The sequence below is a fragment of the Ralstonia sp. SA306 genome, from assembly GCF_054792405.1.
Map to the genome: position 1 here is coordinate 3,184,118 of NZ_CP096451.1, position 24,674 is coordinate 3,208,791.

24 protein-coding genes and 1 pseudogene are annotated in these 24,674 nt (G+C 63.7%); 5 read left to right on the top strand and 20 right to left on the bottom strand.

The genetic code is table 11. The features are described 5' to 3' along the window. Positions 1-15: 15 nt before the first annotated feature. Positions 16-1,143 carry a porin gene (locus M1D44_RS15070; protein ID WP_024977147.1) on the bottom strand — a complete coding sequence of 376 codons (1,128 nt, stop codon included), beginning with the start codon at positions 1,141-1,143 and terminating at the stop codon, positions 16-18. Between the two features lie 291 nt (positions 1,144-1,434). Here M1D44_RS15070 and M1D44_RS15075 point away from each other — a divergent pair, with 291 nt between their 5' ends. Both M1D44_RS15075 and M1D44_RS15080 read left to right on the top strand, forming a co-directional pair. Further along, positions 1,435-1,869 (top strand): PaaI family thioesterase, encoded by a 435-nt coding sequence (locus M1D44_RS15075; protein ID WP_024977148.1) that lies wholly within the window; start codon positions 1,435-1,437, stop codon positions 1,867-1,869. Positions 1,870-1,892: 23 nt separating this feature from the next. After that, positions 1,893-2,492: a hydrolase gene (locus tag M1D44_RS15080; protein WP_024977149.1), complete on the top strand. Its 600-nt coding sequence runs from the start codon at positions 1,893-1,895 to the stop codon at positions 2,490-2,492. A 4-nt stretch (positions 2,493-2,496) separates the two neighbouring features. Here M1D44_RS15080 and M1D44_RS15085 read toward each other — a convergent pair whose 3' ends face one another. Then, complete coding sequence (locus tag M1D44_RS15085; protein ID WP_439004609.1) at positions 2,497-3,342, bottom strand: helix-turn-helix transcriptional regulator; 846 nt, start codon at positions 3,340-3,342, stop codon at positions 2,497-2,499. A 125-nt stretch (positions 3,343-3,467) separates the two neighbouring features. Between M1D44_RS15085 and M1D44_RS15090 the strand changes: the two genes are divergently transcribed. Together M1D44_RS15090 and M1D44_RS15095 are read left to right on the top strand one after the other, a co-directional pair. Beyond that, entirely contained in the window at positions 3,468-4,934 is a 1,467-nt protein-coding gene (locus M1D44_RS15090) for an MFS transporter (protein ID WP_024977151.1), read from the top strand. Positions 4,935-5,065: 131 nt separating this feature from the next. Then, positions 5,066-5,845, top strand: a complete 780-nt coding sequence (locus M1D44_RS15095) for an aquaporin (protein ID WP_316852970.1) — start codon at positions 5,066-5,068, stop codon at positions 5,843-5,845. 10 nt (positions 5,846-5,855) lie between these two features. On the opposite strand, the gene M1D44_RS15100 is transcribed toward M1D44_RS15095, so the two are convergent. The 15 genes and pseudogenes from M1D44_RS15100 to M1D44_RS15170 all read right to left on the bottom strand — a co-directional run bounded on the left by M1D44_RS15100 (position 5,856) and on the right by M1D44_RS15170 (position 22,249). Further along, entirely contained in the window at positions 5,856-6,503 is a 648-nt protein-coding gene (locus tag M1D44_RS15100) for a response regulator transcription factor (RefSeq protein WP_316852971.1), read from the bottom strand. 242 nt (positions 6,504-6,745) lie between these two features. After that, positions 6,746-7,960: an EAL domain-containing response regulator gene (locus M1D44_RS15105; protein WP_024977154.1), complete on the bottom strand. Its 1,215-nt coding sequence runs from the start codon at positions 7,958-7,960 to the stop codon at positions 6,746-6,748. 942 nt (positions 7,961-8,902) lie between these two features. Further along, positions 8,903-9,709, bottom strand: coding sequence for a MetQ/NlpA family ABC transporter substrate-binding protein (locus M1D44_RS15110; protein ID WP_316852972.1), 807 nt, complete (start codon positions 9,707-9,709; stop codon positions 8,903-8,905). A gap of 132 nt (positions 9,710-9,841) precedes the next feature. Next, positions 9,842-12,658, bottom strand: coding sequence for a sensor histidine kinase KdpD (locus M1D44_RS15115; protein WP_316852973.1), 2,817 nt, complete (start codon positions 12,656-12,658; stop codon positions 9,842-9,844). A gap of 656 nt (positions 12,659-13,314) precedes the next feature. After that, positions 13,315-13,929: a potassium-transporting ATPase subunit KdpC gene (gene kdpC / locus M1D44_RS15120; RefSeq protein WP_112186440.1), complete on the bottom strand. Its 615-nt coding sequence runs from the start codon at positions 13,927-13,929 to the stop codon at positions 13,315-13,317. A gap of 15 nt (positions 13,930-13,944) precedes the next feature. Then, positions 13,945-16,008, bottom strand: a complete 2,064-nt coding sequence (kdpB, locus tag M1D44_RS15125) for a potassium-transporting ATPase subunit KdpB (protein ID WP_428984646.1) — start codon at positions 16,006-16,008, stop codon at positions 13,945-13,947. Between the two features lie 199 nt (positions 16,009-16,207). Then, positions 16,208-17,980 (bottom strand): potassium-transporting ATPase subunit KdpA, encoded by a 1,773-nt coding sequence (kdpA, locus tag M1D44_RS15130; RefSeq protein WP_316684441.1) that lies wholly within the window; start codon positions 17,978-17,980, stop codon positions 16,208-16,210. A 19-nt stretch (positions 17,981-17,999) separates the two neighbouring features. Continuing rightward, the gene (kdpF, locus tag M1D44_RS15135; protein ID WP_102064073.1) at positions 18,000-18,089 is read right to left on the bottom strand and encodes a K(+)-transporting ATPase subunit F; all 90 of its coding nucleotides are present in this window, start codon (positions 18,087-18,089) and stop codon (positions 18,000-18,002) included. After that, positions 18,086-18,211 (bottom strand): hypothetical protein, encoded by a 126-nt coding sequence (locus M1D44_RS15140; RefSeq protein WP_024977160.1) that lies wholly within the window; start codon positions 18,209-18,211, stop codon positions 18,086-18,088. Before M1D44_RS15140 ends, kdpF begins: the two co-directional genes overlap by 4 nt. Before the next feature lie 31 nt (positions 18,212-18,242). Next, positions 18,243-19,049, bottom strand: a complete 807-nt coding sequence (locus M1D44_RS15145) for a TorF family putative porin (protein ID WP_316852975.1) — start codon at positions 19,047-19,049, stop codon at positions 18,243-18,245. A gap of 230 nt (positions 19,050-19,279) precedes the next feature. Beyond that, positions 19,280-20,299, bottom strand: a complete 1,020-nt coding sequence (locus tag M1D44_RS15150) for an SGNH/GDSL hydrolase family protein (RefSeq protein WP_316852976.1) — start codon at positions 20,297-20,299, stop codon at positions 19,280-19,282. A 346-nt stretch (positions 20,300-20,645) separates the two neighbouring features. Then, positions 20,646-20,971, bottom strand: a pseudogene (locus M1D44_RS15155) (type II toxin-antitoxin system HicB family antitoxin). A gap of 152 nt (positions 20,972-21,123) precedes the next feature. Beyond that, positions 21,124-21,579 carry a DUF3828 domain-containing protein gene (locus M1D44_RS15160; RefSeq protein ID WP_316852977.1) on the bottom strand — a complete coding sequence of 152 codons (456 nt, stop codon included), beginning with the start codon at positions 21,577-21,579 and terminating at the stop codon, positions 21,124-21,126. A gap of 9 nt (positions 21,580-21,588) precedes the next feature. After that, complete coding sequence (locus M1D44_RS15165) at positions 21,589-21,948, bottom strand: CHAP domain-containing protein (protein ID WP_316852978.1); 360 nt, start codon at positions 21,946-21,948, stop codon at positions 21,589-21,591. Positions 21,949-22,054: 106 nt separating this feature from the next. Beyond that, a complete protein-coding gene (locus tag M1D44_RS15170; RefSeq protein ID WP_316684447.1) occupies positions 22,055-22,249 on the bottom strand; it encodes a hypothetical protein in 195 nt (64 codons plus the stop codon). Between the two features lie 697 nt (positions 22,250-22,946). Here M1D44_RS15170 and M1D44_RS15175 point away from each other — a divergent pair. Then, entirely contained in the window at positions 22,947-23,318 is a 372-nt protein-coding gene (locus M1D44_RS15175; RefSeq protein ID WP_316684448.1) for a hypothetical protein, read from the top strand. 85 nt (positions 23,319-23,403) lie between these two features. Here the strand turns inward: M1D44_RS15175 and M1D44_RS15180 are convergent, their stop codons facing one another. The 3 genes from M1D44_RS15180 to M1D44_RS15190 are packed head-to-tail and all read right to left on the bottom strand — an operon-like array spanning position 23,404 to position 24,651. Then, positions 23,404-23,712 (bottom strand): hypothetical protein, encoded by a 309-nt coding sequence (locus M1D44_RS15180; RefSeq protein WP_316684450.1) that lies wholly within the window; start codon positions 23,710-23,712, stop codon positions 23,404-23,406. A 51-nt stretch (positions 23,713-23,763) separates the two neighbouring features. Further along, positions 23,764-24,348 (bottom strand): hypothetical protein, encoded by a 585-nt coding sequence (locus tag M1D44_RS15185; RefSeq protein WP_316684451.1) that lies wholly within the window; start codon positions 24,346-24,348, stop codon positions 23,764-23,766. Positions 24,349-24,387: 39 nt separating this feature from the next. Beyond that, the gene (locus M1D44_RS15190) at positions 24,388-24,651 is read right to left on the bottom strand and encodes a BTB/POZ domain-containing protein (protein WP_316684453.1); all 264 of its coding nucleotides are present in this window, start codon (positions 24,649-24,651) and stop codon (positions 24,388-24,390) included. Positions 24,652-24,674: the final 23 nt, after the last annotated feature.

Sequence of the window (24,674 nt, forward strand, 5' to 3'; positions counted from 1 at the left end):
AAACCAAACACTCGCTTAGAAGCGCGTGCGCATACCGACGCCAAACTCCGTCTGGCTGTTGTGGCCGTTGGTGCCGCCCACGATGTACTGATCCTTGAGCTTCATGTAGTCCGCCGCCACGTAGAACTCCGTGCGCTTTGACACGTGGTAGAACACCGAGCCGTACAGCGTGTTCTTGCGACCGCTGCCTGCTGCGGTGGCACCCACCACGCTGGCATACGCATTGAGCGTGTTGCCATCTGCGTTGAAGGCGGCGTTGTCGGCCTTCATGATCTGGTAGCCGATTTCATAGTCGAACGCGCCTTGCGGAGCGATCTTCAGCGACAGCGTGTAGGCGTCATCCTTGCGGTTGCCCAGCGCGGCCGGCTGCTCGCCGGTGTAGTGGAAGTAGCCCGCATTGACACGGAACATGCCCAGAATCACGTTGCCGCCCACCGAGTACGAACGGTCCATGAAGCCGCCCACCTTGGCCTGTTGCGCGAAGCCTGCCAGATGGAAGTTGTCGCCGTTGTAGCCCAGTGCGAGCGACTCGGTGGTGCCTTGCGTGAACTGGCCCGGCACTTCGCCAAACTGATAGCCCAGTGCCGTCAGGAAGCGGCCGCCCCACATCTTCTTCCACACCACGCCGTTGTTCATGCGCGTGCCCGTGGCGCTGCCTGCGTAGAAAATCAGCTGCTTGAAGTTGTTGGTGTTGGTGTAGCCACCTTCTTCCAGACCGACTTTCTCACTGGTGTACGGGTCGCCGTAGATGGCAGAGATGTCGCGCGCAATCGCGTTCTGGCGGCCGAAGGTCAGCTTGCCCAGCGATTCGCTCGACAGGCCCACCCAAGCGTCGCGATTGAACAGCACGCCCGGAGTGTCCATGTTGCCGGTCGGCGTTTCGTATTCCGATTCCAGTTTGAAGATGGCCGACGTGCCGCCGCCCAGGTCTTCCTTGCCGGTCAGGCCCCAGCGGCTGCCCGAGAACCAGGGAATCTGGAAGCCGGTGGTGCGCGCGCCTGAAGCGTTGGTGTTGTTGACGGTGCTGATGGTGGTGTCGATCAGGCCGTAGAGCGTCACGTTCGACTGGGCATGAGCGGCGCCGGTGGCCAGCGTGGCCGCGGCGGCTGCAGTTGCCGCAAGGGCAAACTTGATGCGGGACATTGAAGTCTCCTTCCTTTGTGGGTGATGGTGTCCGGTCGTGATGCCGGCTTCGGGAAACGCGCAACGGCAGTGGGTCAGACCGCCCGATGCAATCGCTGGGCGAGCGTAGAAGGGGGCACCTTTCTGGAGCCTTTCGCGTCGGCGTGCGCGCAACGCTAGGGTCTACCCGCATTGGGACGTGCGCAGAGGCGGGCGTTGTTGCGTCGGCCAATGCAACGCATTGCAGCCCGGGCAATCGGGCTCGCGGTAGAGTGTCGAGTCACCTCATCTCAACTCCGCCAGACTCCTCCCATGCATCCGTCCCAAATGACCGGCCTGCAATTGCTGCAGGCCATGTCGCACGGCGATCTGCCACGCGCGTCCATCAGCGAGACCATCCCAATGACGATGGACCTCATCGAAGCGGGCACCGTGCACTTCGGTGCCCAGGCCGACAAACGCCACCTCAATCCGCTGGGCGGCGTGCATGGCGGCTTTGCGGCGACGGTGCTCGACTCCGTGACGGGCTGCGCCGTGCATTCGATGCTCGAAGCCGGCGTCGGCTACGGCACGGTCGACTTGAACGTGAAGATGGTGAAGGCAGTGCCGGTGGATACGCCACTGGTGGCGGTAGGACGCGTGCTGCATGTCTCGCGCACGATCGGCGTGTCGGAGGGCACGCTCAAAACGCAGGACGGCACATTGCTGGCGCACGCCACGGCAACGTGTGTCATCCGCCGTCCGTAACCCCGATTCACCTGGAGCACTTGATGTCTGAACCGCTGCAAACCCTGTCTGCCTTGTCTGCGAAAACCACCGCGCTGGTGTTGATCGACCTGCAACGCGGCATCCTGCCGTTTGCCCAGGGGCCGCACTCGGCCGAGCAGGTATTGGGCGCGTCCGCCAAGCTCGCCAAGCGCTTTCGCGAGCTGGGTGCGCCCGTGGTGCTGGTGCGCGTGGGGTGGGCGCCGGATTACGCCGATGCGCCGCGCCAGCCCGTCGACCGCCCCGCGCCCACACAGCCGGGCGGCCTGCCGCCGCAATGGTGGGAACAACCCGCCGAGCTGGAAGTGGCGCCTACCGACATCCAGATCACCAAGCGCCAGTGGGGCGCGTTCTACGGCACCGAACTCGATCTGCAACTGCGCCGTCGGGGCATCACCACCATCGTGCTGGGCGGCATCTCGACGCATGTGGGGGTGGAATCGACCGCGCGTGCCGCGTGGGAGCACGGCTACGCGCTAGTGCTGGCCGAAGATGCAATGAGTTCGAACGATGCGGCCATGCATCGATCGTCGGTGGAGAACGTGTTTCCGCGACTGGGCCGCGTGCGCGATACCGGCACTATCCTCGCGGCGCTGGCGGCCTGAACGTTCAGGCGCCGTCTTCGACCGGCACGTATAGCACCATGCGCAGGCGCGGGTCTTCCATCACCGGCAGGCCGATGTAGTCGTAGCGGACGACCTTACCGGCGGGCGTGCGGATCAGCTTGTGTTCCGCGCGCTGGGCGCGCACCTCGTGCTGCCGCCACCAGGTATCGAACTCGCGGCTGCTCGTGCGCAGCCGGTCGACCAACGCCACGAGCACCGGGTCATCTGCGTGCGGGTCGTACACCGCGCGAAACTTCGCCAGCATGCGTCGCGCCTCGTTCTCCCACTCGACAAAACGCTCGCGCGCATTGGTGTACAGGAACATGTAGACCAGCGAGTTGCGATCTTCCGGCGGCATCGTGCCGAAATCCATGAAGAGCTGCGAGGTCGCCTCGTTCCAGCACAGCAGCTCGGTGCGGTAGCTGCGCACGTGGGCGGGCAAGACCATGCCGGCGACGGCCCGGCGCAAGACATCGGGCACCGCTTCGGCCGCCGAACGCCCGGGGGTCCCAACTCCGGGCCCCGTGAAAACCGATTCGGCACGCGCCAGGCCACGCATGTGCGCGCGCTCATCCGAAGACAGCCTCAGTGCGCGCCCGATCGCCTCGATCGTCGCCACGGAAGGCCGCACGTCGCGCCCCTGCTCGATACGCACATACCAATCGATGCTGATGTTGGCCAACTGCGCGACTTCTTCCCGGCGCAGGCCGGCGGTGCGGCGGCGCCCGCTGCCCTCGGGCAGTCCCACGTCCTGCGGACGCAGGTGGCTGCGGCGGCTGCGCAGGAACTCGCCCAGCTCGTTGCGGGGCGCGGCAGGGAAGGAGGCAAGGTCGGCGGTGAAATCGTCCATGAAGGGCATTACACACGACAGCGCGTGAAGGTGGGAGGGACAGCTCAATCCTAGGTTAATCCTAGCTCTGCATCGAATCGGCTCGCGCACCTACGCTGCGTTCATCCCTCTTTCCGGAGCCGATCGTGACTCACATTTCTTCTGCTTCCTCAGTATCGGAACCTCGCCGCTGGCTCGCCTTCGGTGTGATGGTGACGGCGCAATTCATGTTCATCGTCGACGCGTTCATCGCCAATGTGGCGATCCCGAGCATCCGCACGAGCCTGCACGCCACGCCCGCGCAACTGGAGGCGGTGCTGGCGGTGTACCAGCTTGGCTACGCGATTCTGCTCATCACTGGTGGCCGTCTGGGTGATCTGTTCGGGCGCCGACGCGTGTTCCTGCTGGGCCTCGTCGCCTTTACCGCCACCTCGGCCGGTTGCGGGCTGGCGGGCAGTGCGGCAGCGCTCATTGCATGGCGTTTCGCGCAGGGCCTGTCGGCCGCGATGATGGTGCCGCAGGTGCTGGCGAGCGTGCAGGCGCTCTTTGCCGGCACCGAGCGTGACCGCGCGCTGTCGATCTTCGGCCTGGTGATGGGCACCGGCGGCGCGGCCGGGTTGTTGTTGGGCGGCGCACTCACCAGCGCGGACATCGCCGGGCTGGGCTGGCGCGCGGCCTTCCTGATCAACGTGCCGGTCGGTTTGATTGCCGCGCTGCTGGGCTGGCGCTGGATTCCGCACCCGAGTGCCAACGCAGCGAAGGTGCATCTCGATACAACTGGCGTGGTGTGGATGGCCGTGAGCGTGGCGGCCGTGCTGGTGCCGCTGCTGTTCGGCCGCGAACTGCACTGGCCGGTATGGACCCTTGTGCTGCTTGTCGTGGGCTTGCTCGGCATGGCCACGTTCCAGCAACTTGAAGCCCGGGTCGACCGCGCTGGCGGTACGCCGCTGCTGCCGCCCACCTTGCTGCAGCATCGCGCCTTCATGACGGGCCTGACGGCGTCGGCGCTGCACTACATCGGGATGATGGCGTTCTTCCTAGTGCTGACGTTGTATCTGCAAAACGGGCGGCAGCTTTCTGCGGTGCGCATGGGTGTCGCCATCCTGCCGCTGGCCATCACCTTTTTGATCACGTCGCGGGTGGCCAATCTGCTGGTGCGGCGCTATGGCGTTCGCGCGCTGCTGGCGGGCCTCGGCCTGATGGCGCTGGGCTTGCTGGCGCTGCTGTCGGGTTTCGGTACGGAGTGGGCGCACCCCGCCACGCCAAGCATGATGCGCATCGGCATTGCCGTAGCGCTGTACGGGGCAGGGCAGGGGCTGGTCGTCGTTCCGCTGATCGGCCTGGTGTTGACCGGCGTGGCGCGTACGCAAGCGGGGGCAGCAGCGGGGTTGCTGATTACCGCGCAGCAATTGGCAGGCGCGCTGGGCGTCGCTTGTATCGGCGGGCTGTATTTCACCTTTGCCGCTGCCGGCGGCGCCAACGGCATGGCGCACGGCACGATGGCGGGCTGCATCGCAATGCTGGCAGCGCTCGGTGCAGCGGCCGTCGGCTTTGCGCGGCTGGGCGCACAACAGCGCCAACTGGCCGCAGCCGGCGCGGCAAGCCCGGCCTGAGCCGCCCCGCCTCAATCCCACCATTCGATACTCGGGCGCGCGACACAAGCGCGCCCCTGTGCATTGATCGGCCCCAGCGGAGGTTCCAAACTCCCGCGCGATGCGCTTGGCATCGTTCGCCTCTTTCCCGCATGACCACTGTGTCCCACCTTCGTACCGCGGCTTCAGCCACGTCCGCTGCACCATCCCTGGCGCGCCGCATCGTCGCGGAGGGGCTCGGTACGGCCTTATTGATTGCAGTGGTGATCGGCACCGGCATCCACGCAACCCGGCTCTCCGGTGGCGATGCCACGTGGACGCTGCTGGCGCAATCGCTCGCTGGTGGCGCCGGTCTGCTGGCGCTGCTGACGGTGTTCGCGCCGGTGTCTGGAGCCCACCTGAACCCGGCGGTCACGCTGTCGACGTTGCTGCGGGGCGGCCTGCGTGGGCATGAAGCGCTGGCCTATCTGGCCGCACAGGCCGTGGGCGCCGCGCTGGGCGTGGCCGCCGTGCACGCCATGTTTGGCATGCCGGCATGGGCGCCGGGCACCCATGCCGCTACCGGCTCCGCGCTGTGGTGGAGCGAAGCTCTGGCAACGTTCGGGCTGATCGGCGTGGGCATCGCATGCAGGCGTCATGCGCCGAAGCAATTGCCGCTGGTGGTAGCCGCTTATATCGCGGCGGGCTATTGGTTCACGTCGTCGTCGTCGCTGGCCAACCCGGCGTTGGCCTTTGCCTGCGCACTGACCGACGGCCCCTCCGGCATCCGCCCCGGCGATGTCCCAGGCTACATGCTGGCGCAGCTCGCCGGCGCGCTGCTGGCAACGCCGTTGTTCAGTTGGCTGATGGGCGTGGAAGCGCCGCCCGCGCAGGCATCCGGCACCGCCATCGCGCCGGCTCAAGCCGTGCCGATGCCCCGCCAGGCAGGCTGACGCTGGAGGCTCAGCGGAGCGCTGTCAGCCCGCTGGCGCGGGCGTACTGAAAGAGATCGATCTCGCGCGCCAGGCCAAGTTTGCGCAGCGCCACAGCCTTCTGCGTGCTGACGGTCTTCACGCTCGAACCGAGCATGAGCGCAATGTCCGACACAGCCGTGCCGGCGGCATACAGGCGCAGGACTTCTCGCTCGCGCGCACTCAGTCGCTCGGACACGTTCCGCTCATTGGAACCGAGGCCCGTCTCTTCCAGGACGCAGGGGCTGTCATACCGCACGCCGCGCGCGGCCGCCATGACGGCGTGCCCGACATGAACAAAGTCATCGTCCTTGCTGACGATGCCAGCCACACCAATCTGTCGCATGGCACGCAAGAGGGCTGGGTTGCGGACCATCGTGCAGACAACGATGGCGCGCTTCTGATGCTGATTGCGCAAGCGCGCCAGCAACTGCATGCCATCGAAGGCAGCCTCACCACCCAGGTTGTAATCGGTCACGATGACGTTGCAGTCGATTTGCGCAAGCACCTGCATCAGCTCGCGCCCGTCGTGTGCCTGTGCCACGACCTGCTGCTGTGGAAACTGCGCAATGGCTGCCGCCAGCCCCATAAGGATCACCGGATGATCGTCTGCCATCACGATCGAGTGGACAGCGCACATGTGCAAGCCGTCAGGTCAGGCGCGTCGCCGGGGATGACGCGTCCGGCGTGGCGAGCAGCAGGGTGAGAGAGATCGGAGCCGTCATGGGAGTCAGGAGCGCCGCTGAAAGGAGCCGGTACCTTACTCACCAGATATGCCGTGCGGGATCAGACTTTTCTTACTTTGGCTCTGCGTAACCTTTCGGGGCAGAAGCTGCTTCTATCTGGGTTGAGGAAAACTGAATGACGTTGAGGTCTTGCTGCTTACGCTGCCGCCTGCACGTGCGCAAGAAACGCGGTGACTGACAGCGGTGCCGCCCACAGATAGCCCTGCCCGGTCGCACAGCCCAGCGCGCGCAACGTCTGGCGCTGCGCTTCAGTTTCCACGCCCTCGGCAATGCACTCCAGATGCAGCGTGCGCGCCAGCTCGATCATCGTGCGGCAGATCACGCCACGCTGGCTGGTCTGGTCCACCGCAGCCGTAAACGAGCGATCGATCTTCAGAATGGTGAAGGGCAGATCGGCCAGCAGCTTGAGCGTGGCAATGCCCACACCAAAATCGTCGATGGCCAGCGGATGGCCCAGCAGGCGCAGGCGGTTGAGCGCGATGGTGAGCTGCGTGGCATCGTGCACGGGCGAATCCTCCGTCAACTCGATGGCGATGGCCGCCGGCGCAATACGCGCCTCGCGCACGATGGCTTCGATGCGGTCTACGGTGCCGGCCCGGCTCAGCGTCTGCGCAGACGCATTCACACCAATCGAAACGGGATACGCATGCGCGGCCAGCGCGTGCTGTACGCGCACACAATGCTCCAGCACATGGAAGAACAGGCCATCAGCCAGCCCGAGCGCCTCCAGGCGCGGCACGAACGCTGCGGGCGACACACGCCCGTGCACCGGATGCATCCAGCGGCAGAGCGCCTCGGCGCCGGCGATCTGGTTGGTGGCCAGATCGTGCTGGGGTTGGAATACGACCTCGATCTGTTCAGGCGTTTCTTGGATGAGCGCGGCCAGCTCGTCGTCGGAAAACTGCGGCAAGACAGCGGCTGCAGCCGGTGCCTCGTCCCGCTCCCGCGCGGCGGCTTGTTCGAGTAGCGGCAGCACGTGCGCCGGGCGCAACGGCTTCTGCACGCCGTGCGTGCGCGTCAACCCGATCGCATCGGCCAGGCTGATATGCGACTCGACAATCGGCGCATCCATCGCGCTGACCCACGCCCACACGGGCGCCTGTCGCGGAAAGACGCGACCGCCGCGCAAGTGCATCTGCTCCATCAGCTCTGGGCCGTTCATGCCGGGCATGTCGATGTCGCACAGCACGAGATCGACGTGACAGAGCTGGAGGAGGTAGAGCGCCTCGCGGCCGTCGCAGGCGGTCAGGATCTGCTGCACGCCCAGCGTATGGAGCAGTTGCCGGGCGGCGGCCCGTTGCACGGGATGGTCGTCCACCACCAGCACGGCGAGTTGCGCGAAACCTTCCATCGGCCAGTCCTTGTTGTTGTCAGTATCGGCGCGAGGCGCATCCCGTTTGCGCTGTGTGACGCCACCGTCAGCCGCCATTGAAGCACCGGCCGGGGGCCTTGTCAGGTGGAGTTAGCGTGCGGCGCCGGAAAAAACAAAGCCCGCGCAGCTTTTCAACTGCGCGGGCCTTGAGAGATTCCCCCAACCTTTTGAGCTTCCGACGCCGGTGTCGACAGCGTCGGGATGGAAGAAATCGTGCCCGAAAAAAATGAAGCCCGCAACAGGGGCGGGCTCAAAAGGGGGGGAGTGCTCTCTAAAGAGAGAGCAAGGTGAAGTTTAGTGGAGGGGGTGAAGTCAGACTGTCCGGGGTTGGCCGAAAGGCTTGTAGGACAAAAACTGACGATATTTCGCGATGTTAGCCGCACAAAGCAGGCGGTTGCGCCCACATTCGCCGCGTTGGCGTGATTCAAGCAGCGCTTTGACTCCTTCCCGCCGACATGCATGTCGGTGTTCGAAGGGTGGCTCGAAGCGCACGCTTGAAAAATCTTCGCTCGTTGCTATCGGGCAACGCCACCAAGGAAAACACGCAGAAAAGTTGAGAATTCAGGGTAGCCGGAACCGGCCGAGATGCAAGGCGGCCGGAAGAAAAGCAAAAGCCGCGCGCCAAAGAAAAAAGCCCGAGCACCAGGTGCTCGGGCCACAATCCACCAAGGAGGGTGGAGGAGACAGTTCCTACTATAGCGAATCGTTTGTTGCGTTGCAATAACGTAGAACTACTTAATGTAACGAGAGGCTACAAGCGTTGCCGCAGCGCCACGTGTGACGAAAACGATTGCACCTGTCACACGATGACGCATCGCAGCAAAACAACGCGGCGCGCTAAAAACCTCCTCCGGCCCCAGGCTCGCGCGCTTCACTCTCAGGGCAATGCGCGAAAGTAACCGCTGACTTAGCACCCGCTGCTTAAAACGCGGGCAGGATCGCGCCCTTGAACTGCGTGTCGATGAACTTGCGCACGTCTTCCGATTGATAGGCGTGCACCAGCGTCTTCACCCACGGTTGGTTCTTGTCTTTTTCGCGCACGGCGATCAGGTTGGCGTACGGCCCCTGGCGATCTTCCAGTGCGATGGCGTCCTTGGCCGGCGTCAGGCCGTTCTTGACCGCGTAATCGGTGTTGATCGAAGCGGCGTCCAGATCATCCAGCGAGCGCGGCAGTTGCGCCGAGTCCAGCTCGATCAGCTTGATCTTCTTCGGGTTCTCCACCACGTCACGCGGTGTCGCATTGTTGCCGTTCGTGCCGGCGCCCGCCTTGAGCTTGATCACGCCCGCCTTCTGCAGCAGAAGCAGCGCACGGTTGCCATTGGACGGATCGTTCTGAATACCGACCTTGGCACCTTCTTTGAGCTGCGCGAGCGACTTGATCTTCTTCGAGTAAAAGCCCATCGGCGCCACATAGGTCAGGCCTACGTTGACGATCTTGTAGCCGCGCGCCTTGATCTGGCTCTCGAGGAAGGGCTGGTGCTGGAAGCCGTTGGCGTCCAGGTCGCCCGAATCCAGCGCGGGGTTGGGCTGGGCGTAGTCGTTGAACTCGATGATCTTGACGTCCAGGCCGTCCTTCTTGGCGACCTTCTGCACGACTTCCCAGATTTGCGCGTCGGGGCCGCTCATGGTGCCGAGCTTGATTTGCTTGGTGTCGGCGCTGGCGGCAGTGGCAATGGCAAAGGCGATGGCCGGTACGGCCACGCGCGCAAGGCGTGAGAACAGAGACATGGAGAAACCTCGTGGATCTTGTCGTGAATGAAATCGCCCGCGGGTAGCGGGCGGTGTGACGCAATCGTGTCACGCATGCGCTCACGGCAGAACGACATTTTCGGCATGTCCATATGCCCAAGAACGGTGCAGCTAGGCGATGGTCTCGCCGTCTTCCACGGGCGGGGGCTCGGCGGCGGGCAGGGCGACGACGAAGCACGCGCCGCCATCGGCCGGCGCCTCCACCCAGATACGGCCGTGATGCGCGCTCACGATGCCCTCACACACGGCCAGACCCAGGCCGACGCCGGTGGTGGCCGATTCCTTCTCACCGCGCGTGAACTTCTCGAAGATGGTCTGCACCGAGCCCGCCGGCACGCCGGGGCCGTGGTCGCGCACACGCAGGCGCAGTTCATCGCCGCGCGCGTCGTCGTGGACGATCTCGCCGGAGATGCGCACCTCGGTGCCGGCCGGCGCAAACTTGCCGGCGTTCTCCAGCAGGTTCGCCAGCACGCGCTCCATCAGCGGCCCGTCGCAGCGGATGAGCGGCAAGGCAGCGAGGTTATCCACAACCACACGATGATCGGGCAGCGGAATCGCCTGGAGCGCTGCGCCGACGAGTTCTTCCATCGATTGCCACTCCAGCCGCAACTTGACGTCCTGGTTCTGCAGGCGCGCCATGTCGAGCAGGTTGGTGACCATCGTGCGCATGCGCTGCGCCTGCTGGCCGATGGCGCTGGCGGCCTCGGCCTGCAGCGCGGGCAGGGGCGGCTGCGCACGCAGCAGCGTCTCGGCCATCCCCACCAGGCCCGTGAGCGGTGTGCGCAAATCGTGCGACACGGCGGCCAGCAGTGAGTTGCGCAGCCGCTCCGACTCCATGCGTACCAAGGCGTCGCGGGCAACCTCCACGTAATGCACGCGTTCAATGGCAATGGCGATGAGCGTGGCGCAGGCGTCGATCTGGCGGCGGTTGTCGGGCTGCGCAAGCACGTGGAAGGTTTCTGGCTCCACGGCCAGTACGCCGCGAATGGCCATCGGGGCTTTCAGGGGCAGATACAGCACCGAGCCCGACGGCAGCGTGTGCGTGCCCGTGCCGGCAGGCTGGCCGTGCTGGTATGTCCAATCGGCCAGCACGCGGTCCAAATTCGGCATGCCTGACGGTGCATCGGTGGAGCCTTGCGGCTTGGCGACCTGTGGCGCACCGAGCCGCCCATCGAGCCCGACGAAGAAGAACGCGCAGCGCCCGCCAAAGGTCGCGTTGACGAAGCGCCCGCCGATGCTGACGATCTGATCCAGCGTGAGCGCGGCGGACAGTTCACGCGCGGCCTCATACAGCGCATGCGCAGCGGCCTCGCGTTGCACCGCCACCTCGGCCTGTTCACGCAGGCCCGCCGTCAACTGGCCCACCAGCATGCCCACGGCCAGCATCACCGCAAAGGTCAGCAGGTACTGCACGTCGCTCACGGCGAAGGAATAACGTGGCGGCACGAAAAAGAAATCGAACAGCGCCACCGACAGCACCGACGCCAGCGCCGCCGGTCCGCGCCCATGGCGCATCGCCACCGCCACCACGGCGGCCAGGAACAGCATGACGATGTTGGCCAGATCGAAGACAGGGCGCACCAGGCTGGAGAGCGCCGTCGCAATCCCAACGTACACGCACGCGGCCACGTAAGCCGGCTTGAGCCAACCGGCCTGTGCATCGGCAGCGCGCTGCGCTTCGCTGCGCACGTCAGCACGGCCGACCTCGGCTGCGCGCGGGGTGAGCTGGATATGCGCCGGGTCCGCCGCGGCGCGAATCACGTCAACCTCGGGGCAATGCCGCGCCAGTGCCTCGGCAAAGTCGCCGCTGGGCAACCGGCGCTCCAGCCCGATCGTCAGTCGCAACGCAACGACGATAGCCCGCGCCGATCGCCAGCGCTTCTCGGGCGGCCGCCCGATCACCGCCTTGGTGATGTTGTGGCGGCGGATATAACCGGTGATGGCCTCGACGGCATTGGTGCCGGCCAGCGTTTCCACGCGTGCGCCCGCATCTTCGGCCAGCTTGAGCAACGCATGCAGGCGTTCGGCGCGCGCATCGGCCGCACGCAGATGCGGCATCACCACGGCCACGGCGTGCCAATCGCATTCAAGCTGCGCGGCCAGGCGCGCGGCGCTGCGGATCACCTGTTCGCCGTCGCCCTGCGGGTCCAGGCAGGCGACGACGGTCTCGCGCGTGCGCCAGACGTTTTCAATGCGGCGCGCGCGGCGGTAGGCCTGCACGTCGTCGTCCACGCGGTCGGCGGTGCGGCGCAGGGCGAGTTCGCGCAGGGCGATGAGGTTGCCCTTGCGGAAGAAATTGCGCGCCGCATGCTGTGCCTGCTCGGGCATGTAGACCTTGCCCTCGGCCAGGCGGCGCAGCAGTTCATCGGCCGGCAGGTCGACGAGGATGACTTCGTTGGCGGCATCGAACACCGCATCGGGCACGGTTTCCCACACGCGGATGCCGGTGATGCTGCCCACCGCCTCATTCAGGCTGTCGAGATGCTGGACGTTGACGGTGGTCCAGACGTCGATGCCGGCGGCAAGCAGGTCTTCAATGTCCTGCCAGCGCTTGGGGTGGCGCGAGCCTGCCACGTTCGAGTGCGCAAGTTCATCGACGAGGATGAGCGCGGGCTTTCGCGCCAGCGCAGCATCCAGGTCGAACTCGGGCAGCGTGCGGCCCTTGTATTCGATCTGGCGGGTGGGGAGGTGTTCGAGGTCGGCGACCAGCGCGGCGGTCTCAGCGCGGCCGTGGGTTTCGACCAGGCCGATGATGGCGTCAATGCCTGTTGCGCGAGCGGCCTTTGCTGCTGCCAGCATCGCGTAGGTCTTGCCTACACCGGCTGAGGCGCCGAAGTAGATGCGGAGTTTGCCGCGGGCGGACTGCTCCTTGCCGGAGTTGAGTTCGGCTAGGAGTTGGTCGGGGTTGGGGCGCGCGGCTTCTGGCATGTTGCGTATTTTGGGTGTTTTTTTGTTGTTGGTGCATCCCTGGTTTCACCCCCTGCCGGGGCTGACTCACTTTCTTTGTCTTGCCAAAGAAAGTAAGCAAAGAAAGGCGCGCCCGAGATGGCGAAAGATTCCTTGAATTTGCGTAACCGTGCGGAGACGGGAAAAACTCGCTGCGCTCAGACAGTTTCCCGTCTTTTTTCCGCCCGCTTACGCAAATTCAAGGCGCCATCTAGGGCCGGGTACGGCCACACCATCGAAGAACAAACGCAGTAGGTGCGTGTGCGGCAAGCCGCGAAGCAAGGCAAACAAAACAAAATCATCGGTGGAGTGCGAGCGCAGCGAAGCAGCACACAGCAACAAACGAGACACCGACAGAACACGCAAACCAACGGTTTGGCCTTTGACGTTCCTGTCCTAGATGGCGCCTTGGATTTTTGTTGCGGGAAGGATAAAGAGGGGAGGCCTGTCTGAGCGCAGCGAGTTTGCCTCCCCTCCCTCCCCGCGACACAAATCCAAGGGGAAGTCGCCATCTCGGGCGCGCCTTTCTTTTGCTTACTTTTCTTTGGAAGACAAAGAAAAGTAAGTCGGTCCCGGCAGGGAACGAAGGGGGGATGGACCACCAACATCAAACCCAGCAGTCCACAAACCCCAACCCCTCACTTCAAATCATCCAACGCCAAATTCAGCTCCAACACATTCACAGTCGCCTCCCCAAACACACCAAAAATCGGCCCTTTGGTGTTCTCGCCAACCACCTTCCTCACCAAGTCCGGCGACATGTGCCGCGCACGCGCCACGCGCTCAACCTGGTACGCCGCAGCAGCCGGACTAATCTCCGGGTCCAGCCCGCTCGCAGAAGCCGTCACAAGATCAGCAGGAATCGGCGCACTGTTCGTCGGGTCCGCTTCCTTGAGGGCCGCAATCCGCGCCTTGGCCGCCTCCGTCAACGCGGGGTTGCTGGGTCCTAAGTTCGAGCCGCCAGAAGCCTGCGCGTTATACGCGTTCGGCGCAGTCGCCGAGATCCGCCCCCAGAAATACTCGGGCGTTTCAAAGTTCTGCCCGATCAGCGATGAACCGACTGCCTTGCCGCCACGCTCGATGATCGAGCCGCCGGCCTGCGCCGGAAACAGCGCCTTGCCTATGCCCGTCACCACCACCGGATACAGCACCCCGGTAATGAGCGACAGCCCAATGAAGACCGCCAGCGCCGCACGCAGCAGCCCACCTTGTTGCGGCACATCGGCCTGCGCGTTTTGTGTTGTGGTTGCCATGAATGCACTCCTTCCTTAGACCCAGCCCATTGCGGCCAGGAACATGTCGATGATCTTGATGCCAGGGAAGGGCAGCAGCAGGCCGCCCAGGCCGTAGACCAAGAGGTTCCGGCGCAGCAGCGCAGCCGCTCCCAGCGCGCGGTACTTCACGCCCTTGAGCGCCAGCGGGATCAGGAACACGATGATCAGCGCGTTGAAGATCACCGCGCTCATCACGGCCGATGCGGGCGTGGCCAGGTGCATCACGTTCAGCGCGGCAAGCTGCGGATACGTGGTCGCAAATGCAGCGGGGATGATGGCGAAGTACTTCGCCACGTCATTGGCGATCGAGAACGTGGTGAGCGAGCCGCGCGTCATCAGCATCTGCTTGCCGATCTCGACAATCTGGATCAGCTTGGTGGGGCTGGAATCCAGGTCGACCATGTTGCCGGCCTCCTTGGCGGCCTGCGTGCCGCTGTTCATGGCGACGGCCACGTCGGCCTGCGCCAGCGCGGGCGCATCGTTGGTGCCGTCACCGGTCATGGCAACGAGGCGGCCCTGGGCCTGCTGCTCGCGGATGAGCGCGAGCTTGGTCTCGGGCGTGGCTTCAGCAATGAAGTCGTCAACCCCCGCTTCTGCTGCGATGGAGGCGGCGGTCAGGCGGTTGTCGCCGGTGATCATCACCGTCTTGATGCCCATCTGGCGCAGCTCGGCAAATCGCTCACGAATGCCGGCCTTCACGATGTCTTTCAGCTCTACCACGCCGAGCACGCGGTCGTTGTCGGACACCACAAGCGGCGTGCCGCCTTGGCGCGCGACGTCGTCCACGGCAGTCGACACGGCATCGGGAAACTTGCCGGCCAGCAGCGTCACGTGCGTGCGAATGGCATCTGCCGCCCCCTTGCGGATCTGACGGGCGTCGCCTGCAAGCGAGACGTTGATACCGCTCATGCGCGTTTGCGCAGAGAAGGCGACGTACACGGGCTGCGTCTTCGCAAGGGCAGCTTCATCGATGGACGCCTCGCCCAGGTTGCGTGCCAGCGTGACGATGCTGCGGCCTTCCGGCGTTTCATCGGCCAGCGACGACAGCCATGCCGCCTCGGCCAACTGCTTGGCCGTCACGCCCGGCGCGGGAATGAAGCGCGAAGCCTGACGGTTGCCGTGCGTGATCGTGCCGGTCTTGTCGAGCAGCAGCACATCCACATCACCGGCAGCCTCCACAGCGCGGCCCGACGTGGCGATCACGTTGGCCTGCATCATGCGGCTCATGCCGGCCACGCCAATCGCAGACAGCAACCCGCCGATGGTGGTCGGAATCAGACACACCAGCAGCGCGACCAGCACGGTAATGGTGATGGGCGAGCCGGCCTTCATCGCCTCCACCGAGAAGATCGAGTACGGCAGCAGCGTGACGGTGGCCAGCATCAGGATGATGGTCAGGCTCACCAGCAGAATCGTCAGCGCCAGCTCGTTGGGCGTCTTCTGGCGCTTGGCGCCTTCCACCATCGAGATCATCCGATCAAGGAAGCTCTCGCCGGGGTTGGCGGTGATGCGGACGATGATCCAGTCCGACAGCACGCGCGTGCCGCCCGTCACGGACGAGAAATCCCCGCCCGATTCGCGAATGACCGGCGCCGATTCGCCCGTGATGGCGCTTTCGTCTACCGACGCCACGCCTTCGATCACCTCGCCATCGCCGGGCACCATGTCGCCGGCTTCGATCAACACGATGTCGCCACGACGCAGGGCGGTGGCAGCGCGCGCTTCCACGCGGTCTCTGCGATGCGGCTCTGCCAGCACCTTGGCCTGCACGGTGGTCTTGATGCCGCGCAGCGATGCCGCCTGCTGCTTGCTGCGGCCCTCGGCCAGCGCCTCGGCAAAGTTGGCAAACAGCACCGTGAACCACAGCCACACCGACACAGCGAGGATGAAGCCCGCAGGCGCTTCCGCCTGGCCGCGCAGGGCCATCACCCACAGGATGGTGGTGAGAATGCTGCCGATATAGACGACAAACATCACCGGGTTCTTGGCTTGCGCGCGCGGCGACAGCTTGCGGAAGCTATCCACAATGGCGGGCTTGACCAGTGCCGACGAGAACATCGACAGCTTGCGCACATCCTTGGCAGATAGCGTCGTGTGCGTGCTGCGCGCCTGCGGCTCGGCGGCTGCGGCAGTACCAGTACCAGTACCGGCGCTGGGCTCAAGCTTGTGCTTGACCGTACGCACGGCAGGTTCGGATTCGGGATAACGGATAGCCATAAGGCACCTGTTGATATTGGGTAGACGACTCGCCTTGCGCTTAGCGCGCAAGGTGTTCTGCGATGGGGCCGAGCGCGAGGGCCGGGATGTACGTGAGCGCGCCCACCAGCAGCACCGAGCCGATCAGCAGCACTACAAACAGCGGCCCATGCGTGGGCAGCGTGCCGGCCGTCACGGGCAGGCGCTTCTTGGCGGCAAACGTGCCTGCCATGGCCAGCACCGGCACGATGATCCAGAAGCGGCCCAGCCACATGCAGATGCCCAGCGCCACGTTGTAGAACGGCGTATTGGCAGACAGGCCCGCAAACGCGCTGCCGTTGTTGTTGGCGGCAGACGAGAAGGCGTACAGCACTTCAGAGAAGCCGTGTGTGCCGGGATTGAAGATGCCCGCCTTGCCCTGCGTCACCACCACGGCCACGGCCGTGCCCACGAGCACCAGCAGCGGCGTAACGAGGATGGCGATGGAGGTCATCTTCATCTCGAACACCTCGATCTTCTTGCCGAGGTATTCCGGCGTGCGGCCGATCATCAGGCCCGCAATGAACACGGCCAGGATGGCGTACACCAGCATGCCGTACAGGCCCGAGCCCACACCGCCAAACACCACTTCGCCCAGTTGCATCAGGAACATCGGCACGAAGCCGCCCAGCGCGGTCAACGAGTCATGCATGGCATTGACGGCACCGCACGACGCCGCCGTGGTGATCGTGGCAAACAGCGACGAGGCCACGATGCCAAAGCGCGTTTCCTTGCCTTCCATGTTGCCCACCGCCTGATCGATGCCGAGGTTGGCGAGCATCGGATTGGCGTGCAGCTCAGCCCATGCCAGGAAGACGGCAAGCACCACAAAGAGCACAGTCATCGCCGCCAGCACAGCCCAGCCTTGCCGACCATCGCCCACCATGCCGCCAAACGTAAAGCACAGCGCCGCCGGGATGATGAAGATCGCCAGCATCTGCACGAAGTTGGTCAGCGCGTTGGGGTTCTCGTACGGGTGTGCGGAGTTGGCGTTGAAGAAGCCGCCGCCATTGGTGCCCAGCATCTTGATTGCCTCTTGCGACGCGACCGGGCCCATGGGCAAGGTCTGCGTTTGCGTGGTGGCTTTCTCGGTGACGGGGTTGCCTTGCGCATCCTTGAGCGGATTGCCCTGCGCGTCCATCTTCGGGTTGTCGTACGTGGTGGCGGTGACGGTGGTCACCTCCTTGTAGCCATCGAAGTTCTGGATCACGCCCTGGCTCACGAAGAACACCGACACCAGAATCGACAGCGGCAGCAGCACGTAGACCGTGGCGCGCGTGAAGTCGACCCAGAAGTTGCCGATGGTGTTGGCCGAGTGGCGCGCAAAGCCGCGAATGAGCGCGATCACCACCGCAATGCCAGTGGCGGCTGACAGGAAGTTCTGCACCGCCAGGCCGAGCATCTGCGTGAGATAGCTCATCGTGCTTTCGCCCGAATAGCCTTGCCAGTTGGTGTTGCTCACAAAGCTGATGGCCGTGTTGAACGACGAATCCGGCGTAATGGCAGCAAAGCCCTGCGGATTGAGCGGCAGCCACTGCTGCGCGCGCTGCAGCGCATACACCGCCAGCGCACCTAGCACGTTGACGACGATAACGGCCAGCGCATAGCGCTTCCAGCCCATCTCGGCCTGCGGGTTGACGCCGGCCACGCGATAGAACAGCCGCTCGATGGGGCCGAGCCAGTGCGCACGCGATGGCTTGTCACCAAACACGCCGGTCATATACGCGCCCAGCGGTTTGGCCAGAACCAGCAGCACGACCAGATAGATCGCCAGCTGGAGGAGGAACGCATTCATGGTGTGCCTCGCAGTGTTGTTAGAAGCGTTCGGGCCACAGCAGGGCCACGAACAGATAGATCAACAGGGCCACCGTGATGGCCCCGGACAGCACATAGAGCCATGTCATTGCTGTTTCTCCATCGCGTGCGTGGTGGGTTGGTCTTTGGCAGCAAGCCGGCCGGAGAGGGCGAGCAAGCCGCCCACTGCCAGGGCCAGCACCGCAAGGCCGGCGAGATAAACGAGGTCCATATGCGCTCCCCTTTCCTTCAGGTCGTGGTCGTTAGAACGTCTTGGTCACGGCCAGCAGCGCGGTGGCCTTGCCCATGTAATTGCCGCGCGCGTTGGTGTAGGCGGCGCGCGCAGCGTTGGTATCGATGTACGCAAGCGAGGCCGTCCAGCCGCTGCCGAAGTCTTTCGTCACGCCCACCTTCCAGTCGGCATACGAGGTGCGCACCACCTGATGCGGCACCTGCTGATAGCCCACGTGCAGGTTCAGCGTGAGGCCCCAGAAGCCGGTGTCGAAGTTGCCCGACAAGTCGAAGTACTGGCTGTGGTGGCTGTCGGCAAAGCCGAACAGGTTGGAGAACGCGTGCGAGTACTTGAACGAGACCGGCCCGTAGCCGATCTGTGCATAACCCTCGGTGGTGTGCGGGCGGGTGTAGCCGTCGGGGTAGCTGCCCGGGTAGTAGTACTGCAGCACGCCCACATCAATGGGCACGTCCTTCATCAGCTCGGTCTTGTAGCCGCCGTAGAAATCCATCTCGATGGGGGCGGAGACGTTGGGGTTGGAATCCCCCAGCCAACTGATCGACGAGTTCCAGTTGCCCACATAGAAGCCGTTGGGCAGCGCGTAATCCACCCCGCCCTGAATGGCGGGCTTGTTGTTGGTCTGCATGAGACCGCGATAGCGGTACTGGCTGGCCAGCGTGACGTTGGCCGTGAGCGGGCTGACGGGCGCGGCCGGTGTGGCAACGGGCGCCGGCGCAGCCTCAGTGGACTGCGCAAAAGCGGCCGCGCTGGACAGTGCTGCGGCACAGAAGACAACGCCACCGATGACGGTGGCGTGCAAAGAAACCTTGGCTTGCATGGACCTTTCCCTTGTTGTTTTGGGTGCCGCACGGCCCGGCGCAGATGCGCGTCAACTGGGGCCGGATGCGGCGTGCAGGCAGGCTCCCGTCACAGGGCCTGCGTGCAGTGCAACAGTAGGGAAAGGGGGGTAAAAACGGGGTAAAGGTTGGGGGGAGGGGTGTAAACGCCGTGTAAACGTCTGCCTTGGCAGCCGGCTGCCCGCCAGTCAGTGATCGGTTATCCGCACGCTCAATGTCCAAGACCGCTCTTGGCGATCTGCTGTTCCACGAATTGGGCGAACAGGGCATGCATGCGTGTCGTCGGGTGCAGGTTGTCGGCAAACATGTATGTCTGATCGGCGTTGGCCGTCACGTAGGTCGCCGGCGAGCAGAACAATGCCGTTGCGTCGGGCGTTTTGGCTGGGTCGCAGGCCACGCCGGTGTTTGACACGACAAAGCCGTTAGCCTGAAAGCTCGTGATAATCTGGTTCACCCAGGTATAGGCATCGATCTGGATGACCTTGCCCTGGAGGCCATTGCTCTGCAGGGCCGCGTTCAGGCTGTCGTTGAACAGTTGCGACAACTGGGTCAGGTTTGCTCCGCCGTCGCCCGAGGAGAAGCCTTTGGGCGAGAGTCCGACGTTCGGCACGTTGACGACCACCACATGCGTGGCGCCGCCCTGGACGATCTGCGCAACGATTTGCGCCAGGGTGGCGGCCGCCGTCTGCACGATCGGCGCGGCGGCGGGCAACGCCCCGGCGCGAAGCACATCATTCGAGCCCGCCCAGACCAGCACCAGTTGATTGGCGTTGAAGCTCCCGTGCGCGGCCAGATAGCTTGAAACCTGCTCATTGACGGGCATCTCGATGTTGCCGATCACGTCGGTCAGAAAGTCGTACAGGTTTGCCGGGGTTGCCACTGTCGCGCCGCCCTCCGCGTAGCCGAGCCCGCCTTGCGCGGTCAACGCATGCGTGATGTCGATCGTGAACGCCGCGCTGAGCGTATCGCCGTAGTATTGCGCGACGTTTTGCGTCCACACCGGCCCCGGGTTGGTCGTGAAACGCCCACCTCTCACCACGCTCGCAATGGGCGCGTAGGTGCCGACGTCCGACAGGCTGTCGCCGAACGAGACGACCTGCAGATGAACGCCACCCGGCGGGGTTGCCGAGCCGCTGCCGTTACCCGAGCCCCCACCACCCCCGCATGCGGCAAGCAGCGAGGTCATCACGGCAAGCATGACCGCACAAACGCTGTGATTGATTCCTTGCATGGCGCCTCCCTTGCCGGTCGGCTGGATCGTTGGGGTCACGTGGCGAGTGGATCGCCAGCCTGCTGATCGCTGTTGCGATGGGCACTTTGGTTCAGCATAGAAGATGCCTGGGTCTACATGCACCTAGCGCTGCGCAAGCTGGTTGGGGAGGTGGATCGAGCCGGACCAATGGCGAAGACACGGACGCCAGCGAGGGATTGGTTGGCCAGGCTGCGGAGGTAAGAGAAAAGCCCGCTGGTGCGAGCTTTGGTGGCGCTACTGGAACAGAGCGAGAAAGGCGCTGATGATCGACGCAACGTTTGCAGCTTTTGGCAGACCTGCCTAGTTGGCAAGCATTGCTGTTCCTCTATGAACACAGCTTCGCGCTTGCAAGCCGATTCAAGCTGACGCCCTGCTCAACTGCCTGAATGACGATGGCGCGGTGCGCTTGCGGCGTGATACGCACCTTGAACTCGCCGCTGTACGTGCGATCCGCAATCGGATCAGGCACCTTCTCGCCGCTGGCCTCCATGTGTCGTGCACGACCTCGGCAACGACGCGGCGAATGCCCGCAAGAGCGCCTTCTGGCGTCTCATCGAGCCACGAGAGGGACGGAAATTCTGCGCACAGGCCGACGTGTTCCCCATCTTCAGGGGACCACGTCACCCGGTAAGTGAAGTGGACTTGCGTCATGACTTTTGCTCCTTGAGTCTGTCGATGGTGTCCAGAACCTGCCGTACCTGATAGGGAAAAGGGGGTAACGGGAAATAGGGAGGAGTGTAAAGACGCTGCTGAAACCTAGGCGCCCCCATGCAGCGACGCCCTGGTTTCTCTGCTGAGGCCGTTTACCTGTACTCCCAGGTGTCGTCGATCTTGATGATCTTCCAGTGCGCATCCAGTCGCTTCATGAACACCAGCACATGCACTGGGTTTTGCGAGCCAAAAGAGACCGGCACAATCGCAACATCGCCCAGCATCAGCGCGCGTTGCACTTGCATATGGGCAAGCCAGTCACGGCTATCGTAGTCCTGCACCTTGAGAAAATAGTCCACGCCATTTGGCGGACCGGCGTGTGCATAGTCGTTGCGCAACCGTGCAACGGTATCTTTGGCGACATAGCGCTCAATGTCCGGCTCGCGCAGCGGATACGTTTGATCCGAATCGTGCTGAATGAACCATGTATAGAACGAGATGACTGCGGCTTCTGGCGTATTTTTCGAGACGGCCGCCTGTGCAGCGGACGCCGAGGAAACCGCGACGGCGCAAACCACCGCAACGAGCAGGGAAAGAAAGCGGGTCATGAGGTTGCCTCAGTGATAACGATACATTTTGTAGGCCGGTTGGGCGCTTCTGTAAGCCGGGCCAGGATAGAAACCGTGTAGCTGCTTGAAGTCTGAAATCCAGTGCGAACCATCGTAGATCGCCATGTGCCCGTCAGGATGACCGGGGGCAGGTTGAATCACGATCACGTCTCCCTTCACCGGCGAGCCTATCGCCTCATGAAACCCGGCGGCTTGCAGTGATGGACCGTAGTCCTTTGCCGAGCGGGTGCGCTGCAAAGAAATGCCGCCCCATTCAATGGGCTTGCGAACATATTCTGCGCAGCGGCCCACACTATTCGGTTCGATTTGGCTTGCTGCATAGTTTGCAGCCGAGATGCCGTCATACATTGCGTGCTCCTGAGAAGGTTGGCGGAGGAATTTCTCTTCTACAGGGTGCACACCGGCAAATGCATACGCCGTTTCTGAAAATACAGCCGAGGGCAAACGTCGCGCATCAGCTCTTGGATACGGTCCAGTGCGTCAGGCGGCTAGGCGACAGGTCCAACGCAGCCAGATCCCGACGCAGTTCCGCAAGGTCGACAGTGCCGTGCTGCACGTTCGGGTTGTTATTCAGCACCTCCACGGCGTTGCGGCAAAACGCATCCGACCTGTCGCGCGTCTTCGTGACCGCGCAGCGTTGCTCGATCACGAACCTTCGCGGCTCGAACGTGAGCCTCCAGCAGTCAAGCTCGAACCTCTGCGGGCGGAGTGCCAGTCTCAAACACTCGGCTTCCGCTGTCGGAGCTCGAAAATTTCGACCTCTGACAGCCGGCTTCGACCCTCAGACGGTGGAACGTCACCCTCAACGGGGCAACGTCGAGTGTTTGGGGGCCAAGCTCGGGCCTCTGAGGGCCATGCGCCACGGTCTGCCGGTAGCGTGTCGCTCTCGGACTGTCGAGATCGAATGTTTGAGATCGACACCCGTACGTAAAACTGCGGCACTCGACCCTCTGCGGGGAAACGGCGCAGGGTAGAGAAGCGGATGTGCTTGGCCCACGGTTAAACGTCGCTCGCATTGGACCAAGTTGCATAGGGTGCGCTCGGCCGTTGGAGCCCGGGGGCTCAGTGCACAGAATCGGAAGATGGAAGAAGCCCCCATCGCTATAATCCATCCCGCTGCCGCACCAACGGCAGCACGGGTTTAGCGATCCGTAACTCTCCGAAGAGGCCGCCGTCACACGCGGCAGGCCTCAGCACACTCGCGCGCTTTCTATGGCGGGCCGGGTGGGGAGACCTTCGGGTCTACCGGTTTTCTCGGAGAGCCGGATCGCTAACCCCATCGTCGGGCCCGCCTCCCTCGTTTAGCGACGAAAGTCGGGCCTTTCACCCATCTCCGAGAGGTCCTTATGTCTAGCAGTGAGCAGACGGCGCGGAGACTCGCGTCGTATCCATCCCCACCAACATCTCCACCCGCAGCGCCCACGTCACCCGACACAGGCAGGCTCACCAAGAACCGCACCTACCTGAACGGCGCCATCGCGGCACAGGCGTACCTCAAGCGGACTCGCACCGCCATGTGCACGCACGGCCAATGCCGGCCGGGCATGCTGCGCGAGCAGCTTCAACACCTCTCTGCACACGCATTCCCGCCGGCGTTCATCAAAGGCTTTGTGGATGCGATTGACGCCTACGTATCGATGTCGCTCGGGGGACGCGATGTCGATCCGCAGACGTGGGACGTACTAGCCGCCATAGAGCGGCGGGGCTACGGCCAATAAAAACAGATTGATGCATTCCCGTGACGGGCGGGAATGCCATGGCCGTGTAGCCGCTTCCCTCACCACAGTGGCCAAGGCCACCCCATCACTCAACGTGCTCTTCAAACGCGTTGAGCCGCCTCATAGCAGCGGGATTGTCTTTGTAGCGCCGCTTCAACGCAGCAAGGCGCTTGTCAGTGCCAGCGCAATAAATGTCGAAGCTGTCGAGCAGGAACTCTCTTCGCTCCACCTGTTCCGGGCTGTCGCCCTCGGCTGGCTCACCACGAAAGTGGTCGCAGATTTTCCGTTCCTCAATGAACGCTCTGACCTCCTCCGGGATGCGCGATGAGGTCTGCGCGCTTGCGTGCTGCGAGGCCGCCAGCAGGATGAAGCAGCCCGCGAGCTTCAATGTCATGTGCATGTGCGTACCGGTTGCGTTGAGCATTTCTTGCGGCAGCCGAGCGGCTTAATGTGCAATCCGCCGAAGCGTACTGAACCCAATGACGGCGAACAAAAGCAGGAAGGCACCAAGAAACCCGGTCAGTAATCCCCCAACCATGGCGCGATTGCGGAACCACGTCGGGCCGAATGCTCGTGTCGACAAGTTGGCTTCGACCTGGCTGCGCCCTTGCGCGATATCGCCAAGGCGTCTGGCGGTGGTTTCAAGGTGGGACAAGAAGCGCTCACCGCCTGTGGAATCTCCATCGATCGTCCCGGTCCAGATGTTCACGCGGGCATGCAGGGACGCATCGCACCATTCGACGGCGCCCGCGTAGCGTGTCAAAAGGACGTCCAGCGCAGCGCATAGTTCGCTGTCAGCGGCAACCGCGTGAGCAACGTTGGGCGCTTGTTTGCCATACGCAAAAAGGCCGGGGCGGATTTCCGCTTTCGGAAGCCATGACAGCGGGTTCACGAAGCGCATCTTCTCCTTTACATAGAACCCGATGTCGACAGGCTTGGCGCAATCGACAGAAATCGTCGCAACTTCAAGTCCTTGCAGGCGGGCAATCGAAACATTGCGCTGCCGAGCCATTTCATCAACTGACTGCATGGTGTGCGGTATCTGGAGGGGCAATCTATTTGCTAAGCCTCAAACCGTCGACACGGGCTTCAACTCCCACATCGGCAGGTAATTCATGATCGGCCGCTCGAACGTGCCGCCCTTGTCGATAAAGGGCTTGCCCGAATCCAGCATCGGGCGGAACGTATCCAGTTGCTTGGCCGCGTCCAGGTCAGCCCACAGGCTCACGTTCGACAGCGACGATGTCGACTCGTCCTCGCCCACATAGAACGCGACCAGCCCTCGCATGGCCTCGATGCCCGGCCGGAGCACCGCTTCGAGATCGTTCATCATCTGCCGCATCTCGGCAAACTTGT

Bases quoted from the DNA above. Each gene is read 5' to 3' on its own strand.
- M1D44_RS15070 (WP_024977147.1), bottom strand. From the start codon at position 1,143: ATGTCCCGCATCAAGTTTGCCCTTGCGGCAACTGCAGCCGCCGCGGCC.
- M1D44_RS15075 (WP_024977148.1), top strand. From the start codon at position 1,435: ATGCATCCGTCCCAAATGACCGGCCTGCAATTGCTGCAGGCCATGTCG.
- M1D44_RS15080 (WP_024977149.1), top strand. From the start codon at position 1,893: ATGTCTGAACCGCTGCAAACCCTGTCTGCCTTGTCTGCGAAAACCACC.
- M1D44_RS15085 (WP_439004609.1), bottom strand. From the start codon at position 3,342: ATGGACGATTTCACCGCCGACCTTGCCTCCTTCCCTGCCGCGCCCCGC.
- M1D44_RS15095 (WP_316852970.1), top strand. From the start codon at position 5,066: ATGACCACTGTGTCCCACCTTCGTACCGCGGCTTCAGCCACGTCCGCT.
- M1D44_RS15100 (WP_316852971.1), bottom strand. From the start codon at position 6,503: ATGTGCGCTGTCCACTCGATCGTGATGGCAGACGATCATCCGGTGATC.
- M1D44_RS15105 (WP_024977154.1), bottom strand. From the start codon at position 7,960: ATGGAAGGTTTCGCGCAACTCGCCGTGCTGGTGGTGGACGACCATCCC.
- M1D44_RS15110 (WP_316852972.1), bottom strand. From the start codon at position 9,709: ATGTCTCTGTTCTCACGCCTTGCGCGCGTGGCCGTACCGGCCATCGCC.
- M1D44_RS15115 (WP_316852973.1), bottom strand. From the start codon at position 12,658: ATGCCAGAAGCCGCGCGCCCCAACCCCGACCAACTCCTAGCCGAACTC.
- kdpC (WP_112186440.1), bottom strand. From the start codon at position 13,929: ATGGCAACCACAACACAAAACGCGCAGGCCGATGTGCCGCAACAAGGT.
- kdpB (WP_428984646.1), bottom strand. From the start codon at position 16,008: ATGTTCTCGTCGGCACTGGTCAAGCCCGCCATTGTGGATAGCTTCCGC.
- kdpA (WP_316684441.1), bottom strand. From the start codon at position 17,980: ATGAATGCGTTCCTCCTCCAGCTGGCGATCTATCTGGTCGTGCTGCTG.
- kdpF (WP_102064073.1), bottom strand. From the start codon at position 18,089: ATGACATGGCTCTATGTGCTGTCCGGGGCCATCACGGTGGCCCTGTTG.
- M1D44_RS15140 (WP_024977160.1), bottom strand. From the start codon at position 18,211: ATGGACCTCGTTTATCTCGCCGGCCTTGCGGTGCTGGCCCTGGCAGTG.
- M1D44_RS15145 (WP_316852975.1), bottom strand. From the start codon at position 19,049: ATGCAAGCCAAGGTTTCTTTGCACGCCACCGTCATCGGTGGCGTTGTC.
- M1D44_RS15150 (WP_316852976.1), bottom strand. From the start codon at position 20,299: ATGCAAGGAATCAATCACAGCGTTTGTGCGGTCATGCTTGCCGTGATG.
- M1D44_RS15160 (WP_316852977.1), bottom strand. From the start codon at position 21,579: ATGACCCGCTTTCTTTCCCTGCTCGTTGCGGTGGTTTGCGCCGTCGCG.
- M1D44_RS15165 (WP_316852978.1), bottom strand. From the start codon at position 21,948: ATGTATGACGGCATCTCGGCTGCAAACTATGCAGCAAGCCAAATCGAA.
- M1D44_RS15175 (WP_316684448.1), top strand. From the start codon at position 22,947: ATGTCTAGCAGTGAGCAGACGGCGCGGAGACTCGCGTCGTATCCATCC.
- M1D44_RS15180 (WP_316684450.1), bottom strand. From the start codon at position 23,712: ATGACATTGAAGCTCGCGGGCTGCTTCATCCTGCTGGCGGCCTCGCAG.
- M1D44_RS15185 (WP_316684451.1), bottom strand. From the start codon at position 24,348: ATGCAGTCAGTTGATGAAATGGCTCGGCAGCGCAATGTTTCGATTGCC.
- M1D44_RS15190 (WP_316684453.1), bottom strand. From the start codon at position 24,651: ATGATGAACGATCTCGAAGCGGTGCTCCGGCCGGGCATCGAGGCCATG.